Annotated in this window: 13 protein-coding genes; 12 read left to right on the top strand and 1 reads right to left on the bottom strand. The window is 42.0% G+C overall.

Features of this window, described 5'->3' with window-relative positions:
• Positions 1-212: 212 nt before the first annotated feature.
• A complete protein-coding gene (locus FCN25_RS04485; protein WP_254693760.1) occupies positions 213-2,120 on the top strand; it encodes a cytochrome c/FTR1 family iron permease in 1,908 nt (635 codons plus the stop codon).
• Positions 2,121-2,280: 160 nt separating this feature from the next.
• Here the strand turns inward: FCN25_RS04485 and FCN25_RS04490 are convergent, their stop codons facing one another.
• On the bottom strand, positions 2,281-2,694 hold the full coding sequence (locus FCN25_RS04490) for a hypothetical protein (RefSeq protein WP_137227323.1): 414 nt from the start codon (positions 2,692-2,694) through the stop codon (positions 2,281-2,283).
• Positions 2,695-2,995: 301 nt separating this feature from the next.
• On the opposite strand from FCN25_RS04490, the gene FCN25_RS04495 reads away from it, so the two are divergent.
• The 11 genes from FCN25_RS04495 to FCN25_RS04545 all read left to right on the top strand — a co-directional run bounded on the left by FCN25_RS04495 (position 2,996) and on the right by FCN25_RS04545 (position 17,341).
• Positions 2,996-5,299 (top strand): TonB-dependent siderophore receptor, encoded by a 2,304-nt coding sequence (locus FCN25_RS04495; RefSeq protein ID WP_254693761.1) that lies wholly within the window; start codon positions 2,996-2,998, stop codon positions 5,297-5,299.
• Between the two features lie 11 nt (positions 5,300-5,310).
• Positions 5,311-7,464 (top strand): FAD-dependent oxidoreductase, encoded by a 2,154-nt coding sequence (locus tag FCN25_RS04500; protein ID WP_137222369.1) that lies wholly within the window; start codon positions 5,311-5,313, stop codon positions 7,462-7,464.
• Positions 7,465-7,726: 262 nt separating this feature from the next.
• Complete coding sequence (locus tag FCN25_RS04505; RefSeq protein ID WP_254693762.1) at positions 7,727-8,473, top strand: DUF547 domain-containing protein; 747 nt, start codon at positions 7,727-7,729, stop codon at positions 8,471-8,473.
• A gap of 115 nt (positions 8,474-8,588) precedes the next feature.
• Positions 8,589-9,857, top strand: a complete 1,269-nt coding sequence (locus FCN25_RS04510) for an ABC transporter substrate-binding protein (protein WP_137227324.1) — start codon at positions 8,589-8,591, stop codon at positions 9,855-9,857.
• A complete protein-coding gene (locus FCN25_RS04515; RefSeq protein ID WP_137222373.1) occupies positions 9,854-11,566 on the top strand; it encodes an ABC transporter permease in 1,713 nt (570 codons plus the stop codon). The genes FCN25_RS04510 and FCN25_RS04515 overlap by 4 nt, the downstream gene beginning before the upstream one ends.
• A gap of 2 nt (positions 11,567-11,568) precedes the next feature.
• Positions 11,569-12,255 (top strand): ATP-binding cassette domain-containing protein, encoded by a 687-nt coding sequence (locus tag FCN25_RS04520; protein WP_254693721.1) that lies wholly within the window; start codon positions 11,569-11,571, stop codon positions 12,253-12,255.
• A 79-nt stretch (positions 12,256-12,334) separates the two neighbouring features.
• Entirely contained in the window at positions 12,335-13,030 is a 696-nt protein-coding gene (locus FCN25_RS04525; protein ID WP_137222375.1) for a CDP-alcohol phosphatidyltransferase family protein, read from the top strand.
• Complete coding sequence (locus tag FCN25_RS04530) at positions 13,027-13,839, top strand: sterol desaturase family protein (RefSeq protein WP_137222377.1); 813 nt, start codon at positions 13,027-13,029, stop codon at positions 13,837-13,839. Before FCN25_RS04525 ends, FCN25_RS04530 begins: the two co-directional genes overlap by 4 nt.
• Positions 13,840-14,052: 213 nt before the next feature.
• Positions 14,053-15,138 carry a methyl-accepting chemotaxis protein gene (locus FCN25_RS04535; protein WP_137222379.1) on the top strand — a complete coding sequence of 362 codons (1,086 nt, stop codon included), beginning with the start codon at positions 14,053-14,055 and terminating at the stop codon, positions 15,136-15,138.
• A 406-nt stretch (positions 15,139-15,544) separates the two neighbouring features.
• Positions 15,545-16,237: a 5'-methylthioadenosine/adenosylhomocysteine nucleosidase gene (locus FCN25_RS04540; protein ID WP_137222381.1), complete on the top strand. Its 693-nt coding sequence runs from the start codon at positions 15,545-15,547 to the stop codon at positions 16,235-16,237.
• A 96-nt stretch (positions 16,238-16,333) separates the two neighbouring features.
• Complete coding sequence (locus FCN25_RS04545; RefSeq protein ID WP_137222383.1) at positions 16,334-17,341, top strand: cobalamin biosynthesis protein; 1,008 nt, start codon at positions 16,334-16,336, stop codon at positions 17,339-17,341.
• Positions 17,342-17,357 lie beyond the last annotated feature (16 nt).

A 17,357-nucleotide genomic window follows, 5' to 3' on the forward strand; every position in this document is an offset into this window, starting at 1 on the left:
ATACTGATAGCATTATCTAACAAGCCTTCAGAGTGATTGATTAGCCTTACGCAAGAAAGTAGAATGATAACCATTATCATTTATTTGTTTAGTTTAAAGAATAATTCCTTCATTTCTATTAAGGCAATACCTTGAATACTTTCTTAAGCAGCTTCACGTTATGGCGACAACAGCTCACATCTTCGGTCTTCAATAGATTCCTATTAATTGTCATCACCTCAGTATTTTCAACTTCTTTATGGGCACAGAGCCCGACAGTCGCGTCACCAGAGACATCGCAAGAGCAACTCAAACAAACACGACAAATTCTCCAATTAGCTGAATATATTGGTGTGGATTACTCAGAAGCCGTTACCGCAGGCAGCATATCGAATCCTGATGAATTTGCTGAAATGCAGCAATTCGCTGGCATCATCATAGAGAAAACCAACCTCCTCGCTAACGATAAGCCAAATTCGTTAATGGCAGATGCATTGCAATTACAACAAGCCATTGCAGATAAAGCATCACTGAATGTAATTCAAGGCTTTAGCCAAAAAATTCGTGAACAGCTATTAAGTCAATCTCCCGCCTTAATACTGCCATCACAATTACTGGCTAAAAAGCATGTAAAGCAACTGTTTATAGAAAATTGTTCGACCTGTCATGGTGATTCAGGCCAAGGCAATGGGCCATTAGCTAAATCATTATCACCTGAACCGACTAATTTTACTGACCAAGAGAGAGCCTTAAACCGTTCACTATTGGGACTTTATGATGCGATTTCAGATGGTTTAGATGGCAGTGCCATGCGTACTTTTAGTGAATTAAATGATCAACAGCGTTGGTCATTGGCTTTCTATGTAGGTAGTTTAGCTTTTGAGCCAACAGCTGCAACAACAAAACACATCGAAGACGATACTAATATTGAATTACAACAATGGGTCAATAGCAATCCAACCCAATTAATTCAGCAGAATGTTGGAATTGATAAAGCCAAATTATCATTACTACGCTCACAACCTGAGCTACTGTTTCAGCATGCTGATTCGCCTATTTCGGTAGCCCGTACTAACTTACAGGCAGCAGTCAAAGCCTATCAAGCTAATGAGTTTGCACAAGCACAAACCTTAGTGGTAAGCGCCTACCTCGATGGTTTTGAATTAATTGAAAACAACTTAGATGCCCACGATAGTGGTTTGCGTAAATCAATCGAAAGCCAGCTGCTTAATTTTAGAAACATCCTAAAAACAGCAGGACAGGATGGCCAGGTAAATCAACAGTTGACCAGCATATTGGCTCAACTAAACCAAGCCGACACACTACTAACGGGGCAATCATTATCGAATAATGCCATGTTTTCGGCTGCATTAATCATCCTGCTACGCGAAGGATTAGAAGCACTGTTAGTAATCATTGCTTTAATGACAGTGTTAATTAAAACCGAACGTCAGGATGCAATTAAATTTGTTCATTTTGGTTGGATATCAGCACTCGCCGCTGGTGTATTAACCTGGTGGGCGGCAGATAACCTTATTAGTATTAGTGGAGCATCTAGGGAGTTAATGGAAGGTGGGGCCGCACTATTAGCGGCATTAGTATTGTTTTATGTCGGCTATTGGATGCACAGTAAAACCCAAGGCTCGAAATGGCAAAGTTACATTAAAAACAATGTCGATCGTCATTTAAATACTGGCACCTTATGGGGACTCACTGGGCTGGCATTTATTTCGGTATATCGCGAAGTGTTTGAAACCATCTTGTTCTATCAGTCGTTATTGACACAAGCCATTGGATCCGCCAGCAGTAATGAACAGGTAAGTTACTTGGTTTATGGTTTGTTTTCTGGCATAGCCATTTTAGCTGTTATTGCGTGGTTAATGGTACGCTATTCGGTTAAATTGCCGTTGGCACGCTTCTTTGCTGTGAGCTCTTACTTCATACTTATTTTAGCGTTTATTCTGGCAGGTAAAGGTATTTCAGCGCTACAAGAAGCAGCTGTAATTAGCCTGACACCTTTCCCGATTGATGTGTCGATTAGCTGGTTAGGCATTGCCTCAACGTGGCAAGGATTAATCACTCAAATGGTGATTGTAGTGTTATTTAGCTTTTTGGTTATTCGTAATCGTGATGCTAAATAATACACGCTGCTAGGTGTAGCTTAATTAACCTTTAAGGCTTGATTCGGCATTACATCGATAAAACAATGTTCCAATAAGCATTGCTTCAATAAAAAGACCGGCTAAATACATTTAGCCAGTCTTTTTATATTAGAGCATGTATTAAATATCTGTTTAAAGTTTACTTCACAGTAAACTTAGTGTCTTGATCTCGTAATAGATACAATGCAAAACACGCTGCCCACATTGGCCATGCCGCAAAAAACAATAAGTTATTAAATGCATCAAAATATTGATTAAATGCCGACAACGTCGAAGCTCCGTGCATTAAGAAAATCACGCCATAAGTGATGCGTTTTTTAATCCCAAGTACGAAGGCAAACACCAATAACAACTGTAATCCACCCATAATATAGGCTGCGACTTCACTCACACCGCCAATTCCATAAAAATTCTCGAATATTCTCATACTATGGCCAGGGTTAACGAACTTATCCAATGTCCACACTAGCATCACTAAAAATACACCTAAGCGTAAAGACAATAACGACCATTGCAATTTGCGTTGAACATCGCTAGTAAGTGTTGTTTGCATCATAATTCCTTAAAAAATATAAATAAACTCATTCTGCTGAGCTTCTAATAGGCTAAACTGATTTTAACTAAAAAAGTTAATCAGCCGTTAATTGACCGAGTAAGCCAAGATTATGTTGCACAAACACTTATGCCATTTAGTTCTAGATAAACAACATTTGGCATAACATCGTTGTAATAAACTCGTTAATCATTGGGTCTTTTACACTAAGTTCATTACAGTAGAAAAAATTATGCTTCTTTATCGTCACCCTAACCGTTCACTTACTGCGCTAGCCATTAGCCTAGCCCTGTATTCATCAATGGCTTCATCGATGGCTACTGCAGCCGAAGACACCTCTTCTATCGAGGTCATTCAAGTGTCAGGCAAAGCGATTAACGATAAAGGCATGTCACCTAAAAACAGCACTGTTGATGGTCCATTTGGTGACGGAATAGCATTAAAAGATATTGCTCGCTCAGTGACGCCTATCACCAGTGAAATGATTGAAGAGCTTAATATCATAGACTTGTCTGACATTCAAAAAGTCAGCCCAAACAGTTATTCAGCTAGCGGCTTTGGCGCATCAAGCCTACCCACTATTCGGGGGCAATTAGGCGAGCTATATCAAGACGGTGTGCGTCGTCAAGCGGGTAACAATGGTTTTGGTGTACCTATGTCGTTTAACCCAGTCGAACAAATTGATGTGGTAAAAGGTGCGCCGCCAGTACTATTAGGCACCAGTCAACGCAACGGTGGATTTGTTAACTTACACTCTAAAGTCGCACCAACTGATGACCAATTCTCTAAACTCACGTTATCGGGTGGCAGTTGGGATCATTACCGTGCTCAAATAGATATTGGCACCGACATAGTAGCCAACCAAAGCGGTGTGCGGTTAAGTGCAGAACACATCGATAATGGCAGCTACTACGATTACTCAGGTTTTAAAAGCGACAGTATCTTTGTCGCATTTAGATTTTTTCCTGACGATGCCAGCACTTGGGACATTAATGTCGAATATTACGATGTTGAGTTTACTGACAACGCGGGGATTAACCGCCCGACTCAAGCATTAATCGACAACGGTTTATACGTTACAGGTCAAGGTGTACAGCCTAATGGCAGCACTATAGCTGGAGCCAATGCCATCGTATCCCCTACTGGGTTAGTTGAGATAGATCGCAGCCAAGTATTAACCGACCCCGACAATATCAATAACGCCCAAACCTTTTTACTTCACAGTACTTATGTTCGTGAGTTAAGTGATAAAGCGACCTTTAAAAACATAACTTATTATCAACATTTAGAACGTGAAGAAATCGCTAAAAATAGTTTTGTTGAAATTATTGATGGCGCAGATACCGCCCAAAACAGAGTTGAATTAGCCTATCAGTGGAACGATAGCCAAAGCACTATTACTGCGGTCGATATCCGCTACAACAAAGTGTTAGGTTACAGTCAATTTACCACCGAAGCGGACTTACCTATCGACTTGACTGGTCCCATTGAAAACCGCCGTATTCCGCTTACTGCTGAGCAGCAAGCAAGGCTAGTTGAACTTCGTCCAGGTGTGTTTGTGTCACCCGGTGCCCAGTACGATACCAATAGCGATGGCAGCGGCGATTTTTCATTGTCTGACACCACAGACTCAACCAGTTGGCAAACGGGTTTAGCCATTCAACATAACAGCCAATGGACAGATAAATTGTCGACCAGCATTGGTTATCGTGCCGATTTTTATAATGTAGATGCGCACGATCCGATTGCCCCGCAAGGGCAAATCGCAGCCAGCGATTCGATCAGTGAAATGCTTGAATCAGGGCAAATCAGTGTTAGTTATCAACTCAGCGATTTTATCACCACCTATGCCAGCGCCAGTTATAACGAGTCAACCTCAAACAGCATGGCTGGCGGTACCACGTTAGGCGCCAACAACCAAATTAGTAGCCAAAACTTTGCCACCGAAAACACCTTAACTGAAGTAGGCATTAAATATTCACCCACGGACAGTGCTTGGTATGTTGATGCGGCAGTGTTTGATCAAAAGCGTAGCTTGCGTAACCGCGATGGCAGCAATACCGGCATTCGCACTAAAGGTTTTGAAGCCCAAGCCTTTTATGATGCAGATCCATTTTGGTTAAGCGCGGGCTACAGTTATTTAGACGCGCGTTATGATGACTCCGCCAGTAGTCAAGATACAGTACAAGTTGCCGATACGTTTGATAACTCACGCCCAGATATTATTCAAGGCACAGGTATTGGCGCACCAAACTTCGCTTCATTTGCACCGTCGGACCGCCGTGTACAAGGCCTTCCTGAACAAACGTTCACAATTAATGGCGGAATGTCCATTACTGAGAAATGGAAAGCTGGTTTCTCCGGTCTATATACCAAGAGTTACCCATTGGACTATTTAGCGACTGTGTATATTCGCGATCAGTACACGCTTAACATTAACACTCGCTATGATTTTACTGAGCAAACAAGTTTAAGGCTGGACGTCAATAACGTTACGAATCAAGAGAACTGGCGCCCGGTATTTGAAGGCGGTTATTTCGGTTCTACCTTGGTTTATCCTGAACTACCGGTTAACGCCACCCTGACTTTACAGCACTCATTTTAAGGCTATAAATTATGTTTAAAAAAATTGTTTTATTACTGATTGCTGCATCATTAGTGGGATTATTTTTCCACTTTGACTTGCATCAATTACTGACCTTAGAGGGCCTAAAGGGCTCGATGAATGACTTTAGTCAATTACGTGAAGAGTCACCACTGTTGGTTATTGGCGGGTTCTTTTTATTGTATGTGGCAGTGACCGCATTGTCCTTACCTGGTGCCGCGATTCTTACCATCGCTTCGGGTGCCTTATTTGGCATCGTAGAAGGATTAATTATTGCGTCGTTTGCCTCGAGTATCGGCGCAACACTGGCATTTTTAGTGTCGCGTTATCTGTTGCGTGATTCAATTAAACAACGTTTTCCAGAGCGCTTAGCGGCCATTGATGCCGGTATTGAAAAAGAAGGTGGCTTTTACTTATTTACCTTACGTTTAGTGCCAATATTCCCGTTCTTTTTAATCAACATGCTGATGGGTGTAACCGCCTTTAAATCGTGGACTTTTTACTGGGTAAGCCAAGTCGGTATGTTTTTGGGCACCTTTGTTTACGTTAATGCGGGTACTCAGTTGGCACAAATTGACAGCTTATCGAATATTTTATCCTTTAACCTTATCGTGTCATTTGCACTATTAGGTTTATTCCCCATTATTGCAAAAGGTATTGTTAACATGATCAAAAAACGTCGCGTATACAGCAAATGGACCAAGCCAGCTAAATTTGATCGCAACATGATTGTGATAGGCGCAGGTGCCGGTGGCCTAGTAACCAGTTATATTGCTGCCGCAGTAAAAGCTAAAGTGACCTTAATTGAAGCCGGCGAAATGGGCGGCGACTGCTTAAACTATGGCTGTGTGCCGAGTAAAGCGATTATTAAAAGCGCTAAAATTGCTCAGCAAATAAGAAACGCCCATCATTACGGCTTAGAAGACAGCACTCCTGAATTTTCATTTAAAAAAGTCATGGCGCGTGTGCATCAAGTGGTTGCCGATATTGCTCCCCACGACAGTGTTGAGCGTTACACCAACTTAGGTGTCGACGTAGTCAAAGGCTATGCAAAATTAGTCGACCCATGGACAGTTGAAATTAACCACCCAGACGGTAATATCAGTCGCTTAACCGCGCGTAGCATTGTTATTGCTACTGGTGCTCGCCCATTTGTGCCACCGTTACCAGGCATAGAAGAAGTTGGTTATGTCACCAGTGATACCTTGTGGGACGAGTTTGCAAAACTCGATACAGCACCACAAAAATTAGTGGTACTAGGCGGCGGCCCAATTGGCTCAGAACTGGCACAAAGCTTTGCCCGTCTAGGCTCACAAGTGACTCAAGTTGAAATGGCTGAGCGCATCATGATCAAAGAAGATCTTGAAGTGTCTGAGTTTGCCACCCAAGCCTTGCAAAAAAGTGGTGTGAATATTTTAACCTCACACCAAGCGCTGCGCTGTGAACTGCGTGACGGTAAAAAATACCTTATCGTTAAACATCAAGAGCAAGAGTTAGCGTTAGAATACGACCAGCTTTTATGTGCAGTCGGTCGTAGTGCCCGCTTAAGCGGTTACGGCTTAGAAGAGTTAGGTATTGAAACCAACCGTACTATCGTCACCAATGAATATTTAGAAACCTTATACCCAAATATCTATGCGGCGGGTGACATTGTTGGGCCTTATCAATTTACTCACGTAGCAGCGCATCAAGGCTGGTACGCAGCAGTCAATGGACTTTTTGGCCACTTGAAAAAGTTCAAAGTCGACTATCGCGTTATTCCATGGACTACGTTTATCGATCCAGAAGTGGCTCGTGTGGGTATTAATGAATACGAAGCCAAACAGCAAGGGATTGATTATGAGGTCACTCGCTTTAATTTTGCCGAGCTTGATCGCGCCATTACAGACAGTGCTACCGAAGGGTTTATTAAAGTGATTACCCCTAAAGGTAAAGATAAAATCTTAGGTGTAACGGTCGTGTCTGAACACGCTGGTGATTTAATTGCTGAATTTGTATTGGCGATGAAACACGGATTAGGGCTTAACAAGATTTTAGGCACAATTCACAGTTACCCAACATGGGCCGAAGGCAACAAGTACGCCGCAGGTGAATGGAAGCGTAACCATGCACCAGAAACTGTATTGCGCTGGTTAGAAAAATACCACACATGGCGTCGTGGCTAACCTGACAGAGAAATGACTCAGGTTCACCTAGCTAAGGCTCACGAAATTGGGCCTTATCTTTAGAATCATTTAGCTTTTGGATCATAAAGATGGATCTTAAAATAGGTCTCAGATAATGAAAATATTAACGCGATTTACTCAATCATTCTTACTAACTATTGGTCTTTTGTTGAGCTTGCTTGCCAGTAATGCGGCTATTGCGGCTGTGGATGAGTCTGAGGGGCTTTCTGATACTAATCATCTTGTGCAGAGCCAGACAAAAATGGCACTACATGATGAGTGGAATACCTTACTCAGCCGTCATGTAAAACCGATTAATTCAGGTCACAGTAGCGCAATAGATTACGCAGCGATACAACAAGATCGAACCATATTGACTGGCTACCTCAACCAATTAAGTCTGATCACCCAAGCAGAGTTTGATGCTTGGGACAAAGCATCGCAATTGGCATTTTTAATCAATGCTTACAACGCGTGGACAGTTGAGCTTATCTTAACTAAATATCCTGACCTCGACTCAATCAAAGACCTAGGCGGGTTATTTAGCTCACCTTGGGATAAAAGTTTTATTTCGTTATTGGGTAAAACCCGTAGCCTCAATGATATTGAACACAAACTCATACGTGGTAGTGATCGTTACAACGACCCAAGGATCCACTTCGCGGTAAACTGTGCCAGCATTGGTTGCCCTGCACTGCGTGAAGAAGCCTATACAGGTGCTAAACTCGAGCTGCAATTAACCGAGCAAACTGAACGTTTTCTTGCCGATAGCAGCCGGAATTATGCCAAGGGAGACAGCTTGTATTTGTCTTCTATCTTTAAATGGTATGGCGATGACTTTACCAAAGGGTTTCGTAACACTCATTCGATTGAAGCGTTTTTACTGCTTTATTCTAATAGTGATAAAGGTGTTCTGACACTTACGCCAGCACAGCGTCAAGCGGCAGAAAAACAACAACTTGATATTGAATTTTTAGATTATGACTGGTCACTTAATGTTGCTGGCTAATTTACGCTGGTGCAATATCGTTAGCACAGCCTTTTACTGCAATCTTATAAAATCTAAGGTTGCAGTAAGCTTTGGGCTTAGTGCTTTTTTGCTTATTACTGCCCTTTGTACTGGTATGGCTCATGCTTCTGTAAACGATGTTGTAGATAAACCGGCAGCACAAACCCAAATATTAACGACACCATCAATCCCAGTATCTAATCAAGCATCAGCTCAAGCATTGAAATTATCATGGCCAGAGATTGAATCTCGAGGTGCTAATCAAGATGTGTACTTTCATGCTTGGGGCGGAGATCCGCAAATAAATCGCTATATTCAGTGGGCAGCAAAGCAAGTTAAGCAGCAATATCAGATCAATTTACACCATGTAAAACTCACCGATACTAGCGAAGCGGTCAGCCGAGTATTAGCCGAAAAATCAGCAAACAATGATCATCAAGGCCAAGTCGATTTAGTGTGGATTAACGGTGAAAATTTTGCCGCCATGGCCAAGCATCAACTGCTAGCGCCAAATTGGGTTACGCAATTACCCAACTTTGGTTTAACCGATCCAGATAACAATCCCGCGATGACCCGTGACTTTGGCGTGCCAACACAAGGGATGGAAGCACCATGGGGTAAAGCTGCGCTGACGTTTTACTACGACAGCATAGTGACCACATCACCACCGCAAACTTTGCAACAACTAAGCCTATGGGCCAAACAACACCCAGGCAGATTCACCTACCCTAAGCCACCTGACTTTTTAGCCACCAGCTTTTTAAAGTACGCCTTAATTGTGCTGAACAACTCACAACCTGAGGCGATTAAAAATCTGCTTTATCAACCCGCGACAACGCAAAGCCAGGCTTTGTTATTACCGGTATTGTGGCAATATTTAGATGAGCTACATCCGCATCTATGGCGCAAAGGTCAACACTTTATGTCCAGTGGCATGGAGCTACGTCGCTTAATCGGCGATGGTGAACTTGCCCTAGCGTTTACCTTTTCAGCCGCCGAAATTCCCGCGGCCGTTGCTCGTTTTGAATTACCCGACAGCAGTCGTAGTTATCGTATGCAAGATGGCAGTTTGAGTAATATTCACTTTATCGCCATTCCCTATAATGCCGCTCACCTGGACAGCGCTAAATTGGTAGTCAATTTTTTACTGAGTCCACAAGCTCAAGCACACAAACAGCAAGCGAATATATGGGGCGACACCAGCGTGTTAGCACTATCAAAGCTGACAGCCGAACAGCAAACTTGGTTTGAGCCACCCGCTCAGTCACATCCCAGTGCCACTATTGCTAACCAAGCAATCAGCCCAGCGTTAAGTGAGCCAGATCCAAGTTGGAGTAAGGTTATTACAAAGCTATGGTTACAACGCTATGGAGTGATGCAATGAACACGGTAGCCAAGCTGTTCAATCCAATTGTGCGCTTCAGTCCATTTATGATGATGGCTTTGTTACTGATCCCTGTATTGGGTGGGTTAATTGGCGTTATTCTGCCTGCGTTTGGTTGGATCCCAGCACTGGATCAAACCCATTTTAACCTGAATGGTTTTCAGCAATTATGGCAAACTCCGGGCATTGGCCACATGGCGTTATTGAGTATCACCACCAGCTTGGTTAGTACCTTGTTGGCCTTTTTAATCACCATATTGATCCTAGCAAGTTACTTTACCAGTCCGTGGCTGGGTTATATTCAACGCCTTTTAGGACCTATTCTGGTTATCCCTCATGCTGCTGCAGCCATTGCTATTGGATTTCTTATCACCCCGTCTGGCATGTTGTCTCGCTTAGTTTCGCCTTGGTTAAGTGGTTGGGATGCACCACCAGATTGGCTATATCCACACGATGCGATGGGGCTGAGTATTATTCTAGGCGTGACCTTAAAAGAACTGCCTTTTTTATTGCTAATGGCACTAGGCGTATTAGCACAACCCGACCTTGGGCAAACATTGCGGGCACAACATAAAGTGGCATTGAGCTTAGGTTATTGCCCAATGACGGCTTTTTTCAAAGTAGTGTTACCCAGCTTGTATCCCCATTTGCGCTTACCAATATTAGCAGTATTGGCTTACGCCAGCGCCAGTGTCGAAATCCCCTTAATTTTAGGCCCTAACAATCCACCGACATTGGCTGTGGCAATTATGCAGTGGTTTCATGACGTGGACTTAAGCCTACGCATTAAAGCGTCTGCTGGGGCAATATTACAAATTCAACTGACGTTATTAGTGTTAGCCTGTTGGTGGTTACTCGAACGCTTAGTGAGTCAATTTGCTAAGCCGATGTTAACCAATGGCGAGCGCGAATACGGCGGCGCTATCATCCAAAAGATAACCCATGTCATCACCGCATTAATGTTAACTATCATCGGTTTGGCTTTAGTGGGAATGCTGTTGTGGTCTTTTGCTGGCTTTTGGCATTTTCCTGATGCCTTGCCGCAACAATTTGTAATGCTGCACTGGCAAACGGCATTACAACAAATGCACACACCACTTATCGACACGGTACTGATTGCCCTCTGCGCCACCGTTCTGGCGATAACTTTAACCTTGCTCACCTTAGAAGCGGAGCAGCATAGCGGAAAATCGCTATCGCTTCTGGGCAGTGTATTAATTTATCTGCCCTTGCTTATTCCAAGTATCGCGTTTTTATTTGGTTTGGTCTGGTTACTTGAGCAAATAAACAGTCAACATACCTTTATCAATGTGGTACTGGCCCATTTGTTATTTGTATTACCTTATGTGTTTTTATCGCTGGCCAGTAGCTATCGTCGTTTAGACCCACGCTTTAGTATTGTTGCGGCCAGTCTTGGGGCCACCAAAGCAAAAATATTTTTCCGGATTAAACTGCCCATGTTAATTGGGCCGATATTCATTGCTTGCGCATTAGGTTTAGCCATTAGCTTTAGCCAATACTTACCAACCTTACTCACTGGTGGTGGACGCATCAATACCATTACCACTGAAGCTGTTTCACTAGCCAATGGAGGAAGCCGTAGGATCAGTGCCGTATATGCGTTAATGCAAATGATCCTCCCCGCTTTAGGTTTTTTACTGGCTTGGCTATTGCCAAAAATGTTAGTCAAACGCCACCAACAAGGATAATAATGCAAACATTCGCGAGTACAGCCAACGGCTCAAATACCACCTCAACATCAGAACTCACCATTGATGGGCTGATCTTGCGTCGTCAGCAACAAAACTTATTATCATTAAGCGCGACCATTCGTGGCGGTGAAATATTAACAATTATGGGGCCATCTGGCAGCGGCAAATCAACGTTATTAAACTGGTTAACAGGCATGTTGCCAGCGGGCTTTAGTGCTGAAGGTCAATTGCATTTAAACGGCCAAAATATTACGAAAACAGCCAGTCATTTACGCCATATTGGTTTGCTCTACCAAGACCCGTTATTGTTCCCGCATTTATCCGTGGCAGGAAACATCGGCTTTGCTATGCCGCCAAGCCCTAAAGCACAGCGACAAGCCGCAATTAGTGAAGCGTTAACACAAGTCGGTCTGGGTGGATTAGAACAACGTGACCCGCAAAGTTTATCAGGCGGTCAGCAAGCTAGGGTGGCATTGCTGCGGGTATTGCTTAGTCAACCCAAAGCCATATTATTAGACGAACCCTTTAGTAAGCTGGACAGTCAGTTACGTCAAGAAACCCGACAATTGGTATTTGATCAAATAAGCCAGCATCAGCTACCTGCCATTATGGTGACTCACGATCAAACCGACGCGGATGCAGCTCAAGGTAAAGTCATTAAATTAACATCAAGTGAAATGATATAAACCACTATTTTGACAAACAACCGCTGAATTAACAGACAACAGATCGATTAACATACAACAGCTTAATTGGAAACGACGCATGTTAGATAAATTTATTACTCCAGTGATTAAACAAATATTATCCCCAGTAGTGGTGTTACTCGATAAGCAAAAAGTGCACCCAGACCAATTGACATTAGTCGGTTTTGGTTTAGGCATGCTAGCCGTGCCGTTTCTCGTAATGCAGCAGTGGTATACGGCATTATTTTTTATTGCCCTCAATCGTATTATTGATGGCCTTGATGGCGCCCTCGCTCGCTATCAAAAACACACCAGCGCAGCAGGTGGTTTCTTAGATATTTGCGTCGACTTTGTATTTTACGCAGCCATTCCATTAGGATTTGCCTTAGCCAACCCTAATGAGAATGCCCTAGCCGCAGCGGTTTTATTAACCGTGTTTATTGGTACCGGCTCAAGTTTTTTGGCTTTTGCGATACCAGCAGAGCAGCTGAATCTTCCTAGACCACAATTTGCCAATAAGAGTTTCTATTATTTAAATGGCTTAACCGAAGGCACTGAAACCATCGCCTTTTTTGTCGCATTTTGTTTATGGCCAGCCTATTTCCCAGAACTTGCATACAGTTTTGCATTTTTAGGCGCGATTACCATTTTTACCCGTATACATGGCGGCTATCACACATTGAAAAATCATACCGTTAAAAAATCCGGCTCAAAGAAACTTGAAGTTAACAAACCTGCAGTAAAGGAAACGGTCATTGAGGAGCCTAGAATATGATAGATGAAATAGCAGCAATCAGATTAGGGGTATTTTTAACCATTCTTGTGTTGATGATGAGTCTAGAACTGTTGTTTCCCGCAAGAAAGTTAACCAAAACACCACAATCAGCCACAATGCTGACTCGTTGGTTTGGTAACTTTGGCTTATTGATAATCTCATCTGTAATGGCAAGATTAATACTGCCGCTGGGTTTAGCGGGTTTTGCCTTATACACCACCCAACAACAATGGGGATTATTACATTACGTTGAGCTGCCATATTGGGCTAATATTATTATCAGTATATTGCTACTGGATATGCTTATTTATTGGCAGCATAGGCTATTTCATATAATTCCGTTGTTATGGCGCTTACATAAAGTGCACCACGCAGATCGCTTAGTCGACAGTAGTACAGCTTTGCGTTTTCATCCTTTTGAAATCATCGCCAGCCTTGGCATTAAAGCAATCACGATTGTGATACTGGGGATACCCGCTGAAGCCGTAATATTGTTTGAAATATTGCTTAATGGATTTGCAATTTTTAACCACGCTAATATCCGTTTACCAAAAAAACTCGAAAAAATAGCGCGTTATGTCGTGGTAACCCAGATACTCCATCGCATTCATCACAGCCAGATAATGGCCGAAAGTAATACTAATTTTGGCTTTAGTGTTATTTGGTGGGACCGAATTTTTGGCACCTATTCCAACGATGCAAGTAAACCTGATAATCAAATTGATATTGGCCTAACTCAATACCCCAATGCAAAACAAAATGCTTGGCTCTCCGGCTTATTATGGATGCCTTTTACCACTAAAAAATAACTGTGCGGTGTAAATCATCAGTGGCTTAAGTGAGACGCAAAAACAAGCGCAACTCATTGTATTTAAAAACTAAATACAACTTCACACTGTTAGGTGAAAACTATTAGAAGTATCTATTATGCATTTTTGTGATGTGAGACTTCTGACGTCCTTGATTAATCGATGATACTTTACCATTATATTACTAATATATTATTAACGGATAAAGATACTATGATCGGTTTTACCCAAAGTTTAAAAGCTAGAATAGCCGATTTAGAACACCAATTAGTTACTAATAAACAACAACATTCTGATGAATTAAATCAATTACAACAGACTATTTCGCAGTTGAGTCAGCAATTAAATCATTCTAATAGCCAATCCGGATACGATGCAGCACGCGCCAACCTTCAATTGCAAGGTGCAACAATGCTCAACGATATTCGTGATTCCACTCTCGAAAACTCAATTAAGCTCGATAATGAAAAACAAATGCTGTCTGAATTAGACAAGTTATTTGGTCAAACGCGGGTAGCAATAGGCAACTTAAAAGAGCGCGCGGGGCATTTAAATGATCACGCAGAGAAAAGCATGACAACTGCGGCTGAACTCAGTCTATCTGCAAATGGGATTAGCAACCTAGTGTCATCTATTCAACAAATCTCAGAACAAACCAATTTGCTAGCACTCAATGCAGCAATTGAAGCCGCCCGAGCAGGTGATGCTGGTCGTGGTTTTGCCGTTGTGGCGAGCGAAGTTCGTCAATTAGCGGGTAATGCTCATGAAGCCAGCACTAATATAGAGAAATTAGTCTCCACGGTTATTGACCAAACAGAACAAATTAAGCAGATGGTAGTAACAAACCAAGCTTGTTCGAGTGATATTGCGGTATCTTCGGAACAAATTAATCAGGTTGTCTCCGATGTATTGCAAAGTTCAGACGTGATGAAACAAGTTATTGGTGAGGCTTCATTGACTGCTTTTTTAACAACGGTCAAATTAGATCATAGCGTGTGGAAAAGTGATGTATACCGAATACTGGCCAGCAAGGATCTTAATGCAAGAGTCAATAGTCACGCTGAATGTCGACTCGGTGAATGGTATTACCAAGGTGAAGGTCAACAATTCGCAAGCTTATCGAGCTTTAAAGCGATTGAGCACCCTCACAAAACGGTGCACAGCGCAGGAAAGGCTGCTGTCACAGCGATGCAGTCAGGTGATGAACATGCTATTTCGACTCAACTTGAGCTGATGGAAGATGCTAGCATCAGTGTAGTTCACGCGATCGATAATCTACTGACACAAAGTCAGCAGTAATTACTGCTATGACTTTTTTATTTAAAACAACATTTAGCCTACATAATATGCGGGCTAAGTTGGATTTTAGTTAATATTAAAGGCGTTAACAGCTTAGCGCTGTTTTACATAAAAATTAATATTATCTTTATTTTTTCCTCTAAAAATCTAGTTAACATTTTAAAACACAATGTTAAAGCATGTTTATTTTCTAATATTTATTTGCCGTTATTATTTTAGGTTATCCAGAGATTTTCACATCAATAATTCTGGATAAAACAACCACAAAAAATAAACTTGAATGAGTAGATTGATCGAAAAAAAGTGACAAACATAATAATAAAATGAGCCGGCTTTTTTACTAACCTAAAGCGACCATGGTATATTAGCGCCCATTCGTATTTGCTCATTCTGTTAAGGTTCACTCATGAAAATCGGTATTATTGGCGCTATGGAGCCAGAAGTTGTTCATTTAGTTCAAGCTATTGTAGAACCAGTACATACAACAATTGCTGGCATCGAATTTATTAGCGGCAGTATTGCCGGGAAAGACGTGATAGTTACCCGCTCAGGTATTGGTAAAGTAGCTGCTAGTATCGCAACCACATTATTAATCGAAAAGTTCGCCGCTAGTCATGTGATTAATACCGGTTCGGCTGGCGGCTTTGTTGATTCACTCGCGATTGGCGATATTGTCATTTCATCTGAAGTGCGCCACCACGACGTAGACGTAACGGCTTTTGGTTATGAAATAGGCCAAATGGCCCAACAACCTGCTGCATTTATGCCTGATAACATGTTAGTCAATGCAGCCAAAGAAGCTGTGATGTCATTAGGTGAAGTCAACGTAATAGAAGGGTTAATTTGTACTGGAGACAGCTTTATATGCGATCCTGTACGTACTAAAGTGATGCGCGAAAACTTCCCTACAATGGCAGCATGCGAAATGGAAGCCGCGGCTATTGCCCAGGTATGTCATCAATTTAAGGTACCGTTTGTGGTAATTCGCTCTTTATCAGACAATGCCAATAATGACTCACCGGTAGATTTTGACTCTTACATCATTAAAGCAGGTTTGCATTCTGCCATGATGGTAACGGCATTGTTACAACAGCTATAACCGTCTAAACTCTATTCGGGTATTATGGTGTTCATAATACCCTTTTCTGAGAAACAACATTTAACTTTTCATCAACAGCCCAACTATTGAGTTTTTATGGTTAATCAATTATTCAATCCTCAATTACTTAGCCAAGATGGCGGGTTACTACAAAGTTGTTGTATTGTTTTTTGTGCCTTAATATTGGCTCGATTTGCACCAATTCCAAGAGAATTACAGCCATTACTCTGGTTTAACCGTTTAGCCACACTCATTGCCGCTAAGGTAAATCATCCCGAGCGCGCAGTGAGCCAACAGCTTATCGCTGGCATTTTAGCCACATTCATTTTGATTGTACCAAGTGGCATTATTGTCAGTTTTTTACTTAGCTTTGCCGCCTACCCTTGGTTTTTTGAGCTGATTATTTTGTATTTTTGTTTATGTGATTCCGCTTTTAAACCTGTTGCACAAAAGGTAGTTAATGCAATAAAAACGGGTAATAAGCAAAATGCCAAACAGTTGTTAGCACCTTGGGCAAAACAAAATACTCAAGTTTTGTCTGAAGTAGGTATAAGTAAAACAACTATCGAAAAACTGTTTACCACCCCAATCTATGGCACCTTAGCCACTGTAATATTTTTTGCTCTCGGTGGTGCCACCATGGCGTTAATGGTGCGTATGTTAAGACAGTTAGAGCATTGTTGGCCGCCTTATCATCCGCATTTTCATATTTTTTCTAGCTTTGTTGGCCAATTAAATCGGCTGATCTTTTTTATTCCTACCTTGTTATGGCATTGCTCATTAGCCATCCAATTTGGTCAATTAGGTATTCGATCTATTTTTTCGAAAGCCACCATGTCACAAACCAACAAAAATCAGTTAAATAATCACTACAGCAGTTATGCTCTGGCTGCGCAGTTATTAAAAATAGAATTAGGAGGTCCGCAGCAATTTAGTGACAACGGCAAAACCATTCGAGTCGACTTAGCAAAAGTAAAAGCGGGTCCATTACCTGATCATCGACACATCAGCCAAGCCATCACCATCACTCAAACTGCCAATCAATTTTGGATCAGCTTAACCTTGCTGCTACCCTTGATTTGGACTGGATTAAGATTACTTTAAAACATATAAATCTTGT

The organism is Shewanella sp. MEBiC00475, assembly GCF_005234075.1.
In the GTDB taxonomy this organism is placed as follows: Bacteria; Pseudomonadota; Gammaproteobacteria; order Enterobacterales; family Shewanellaceae; genus Shewanella; species Shewanella polaris.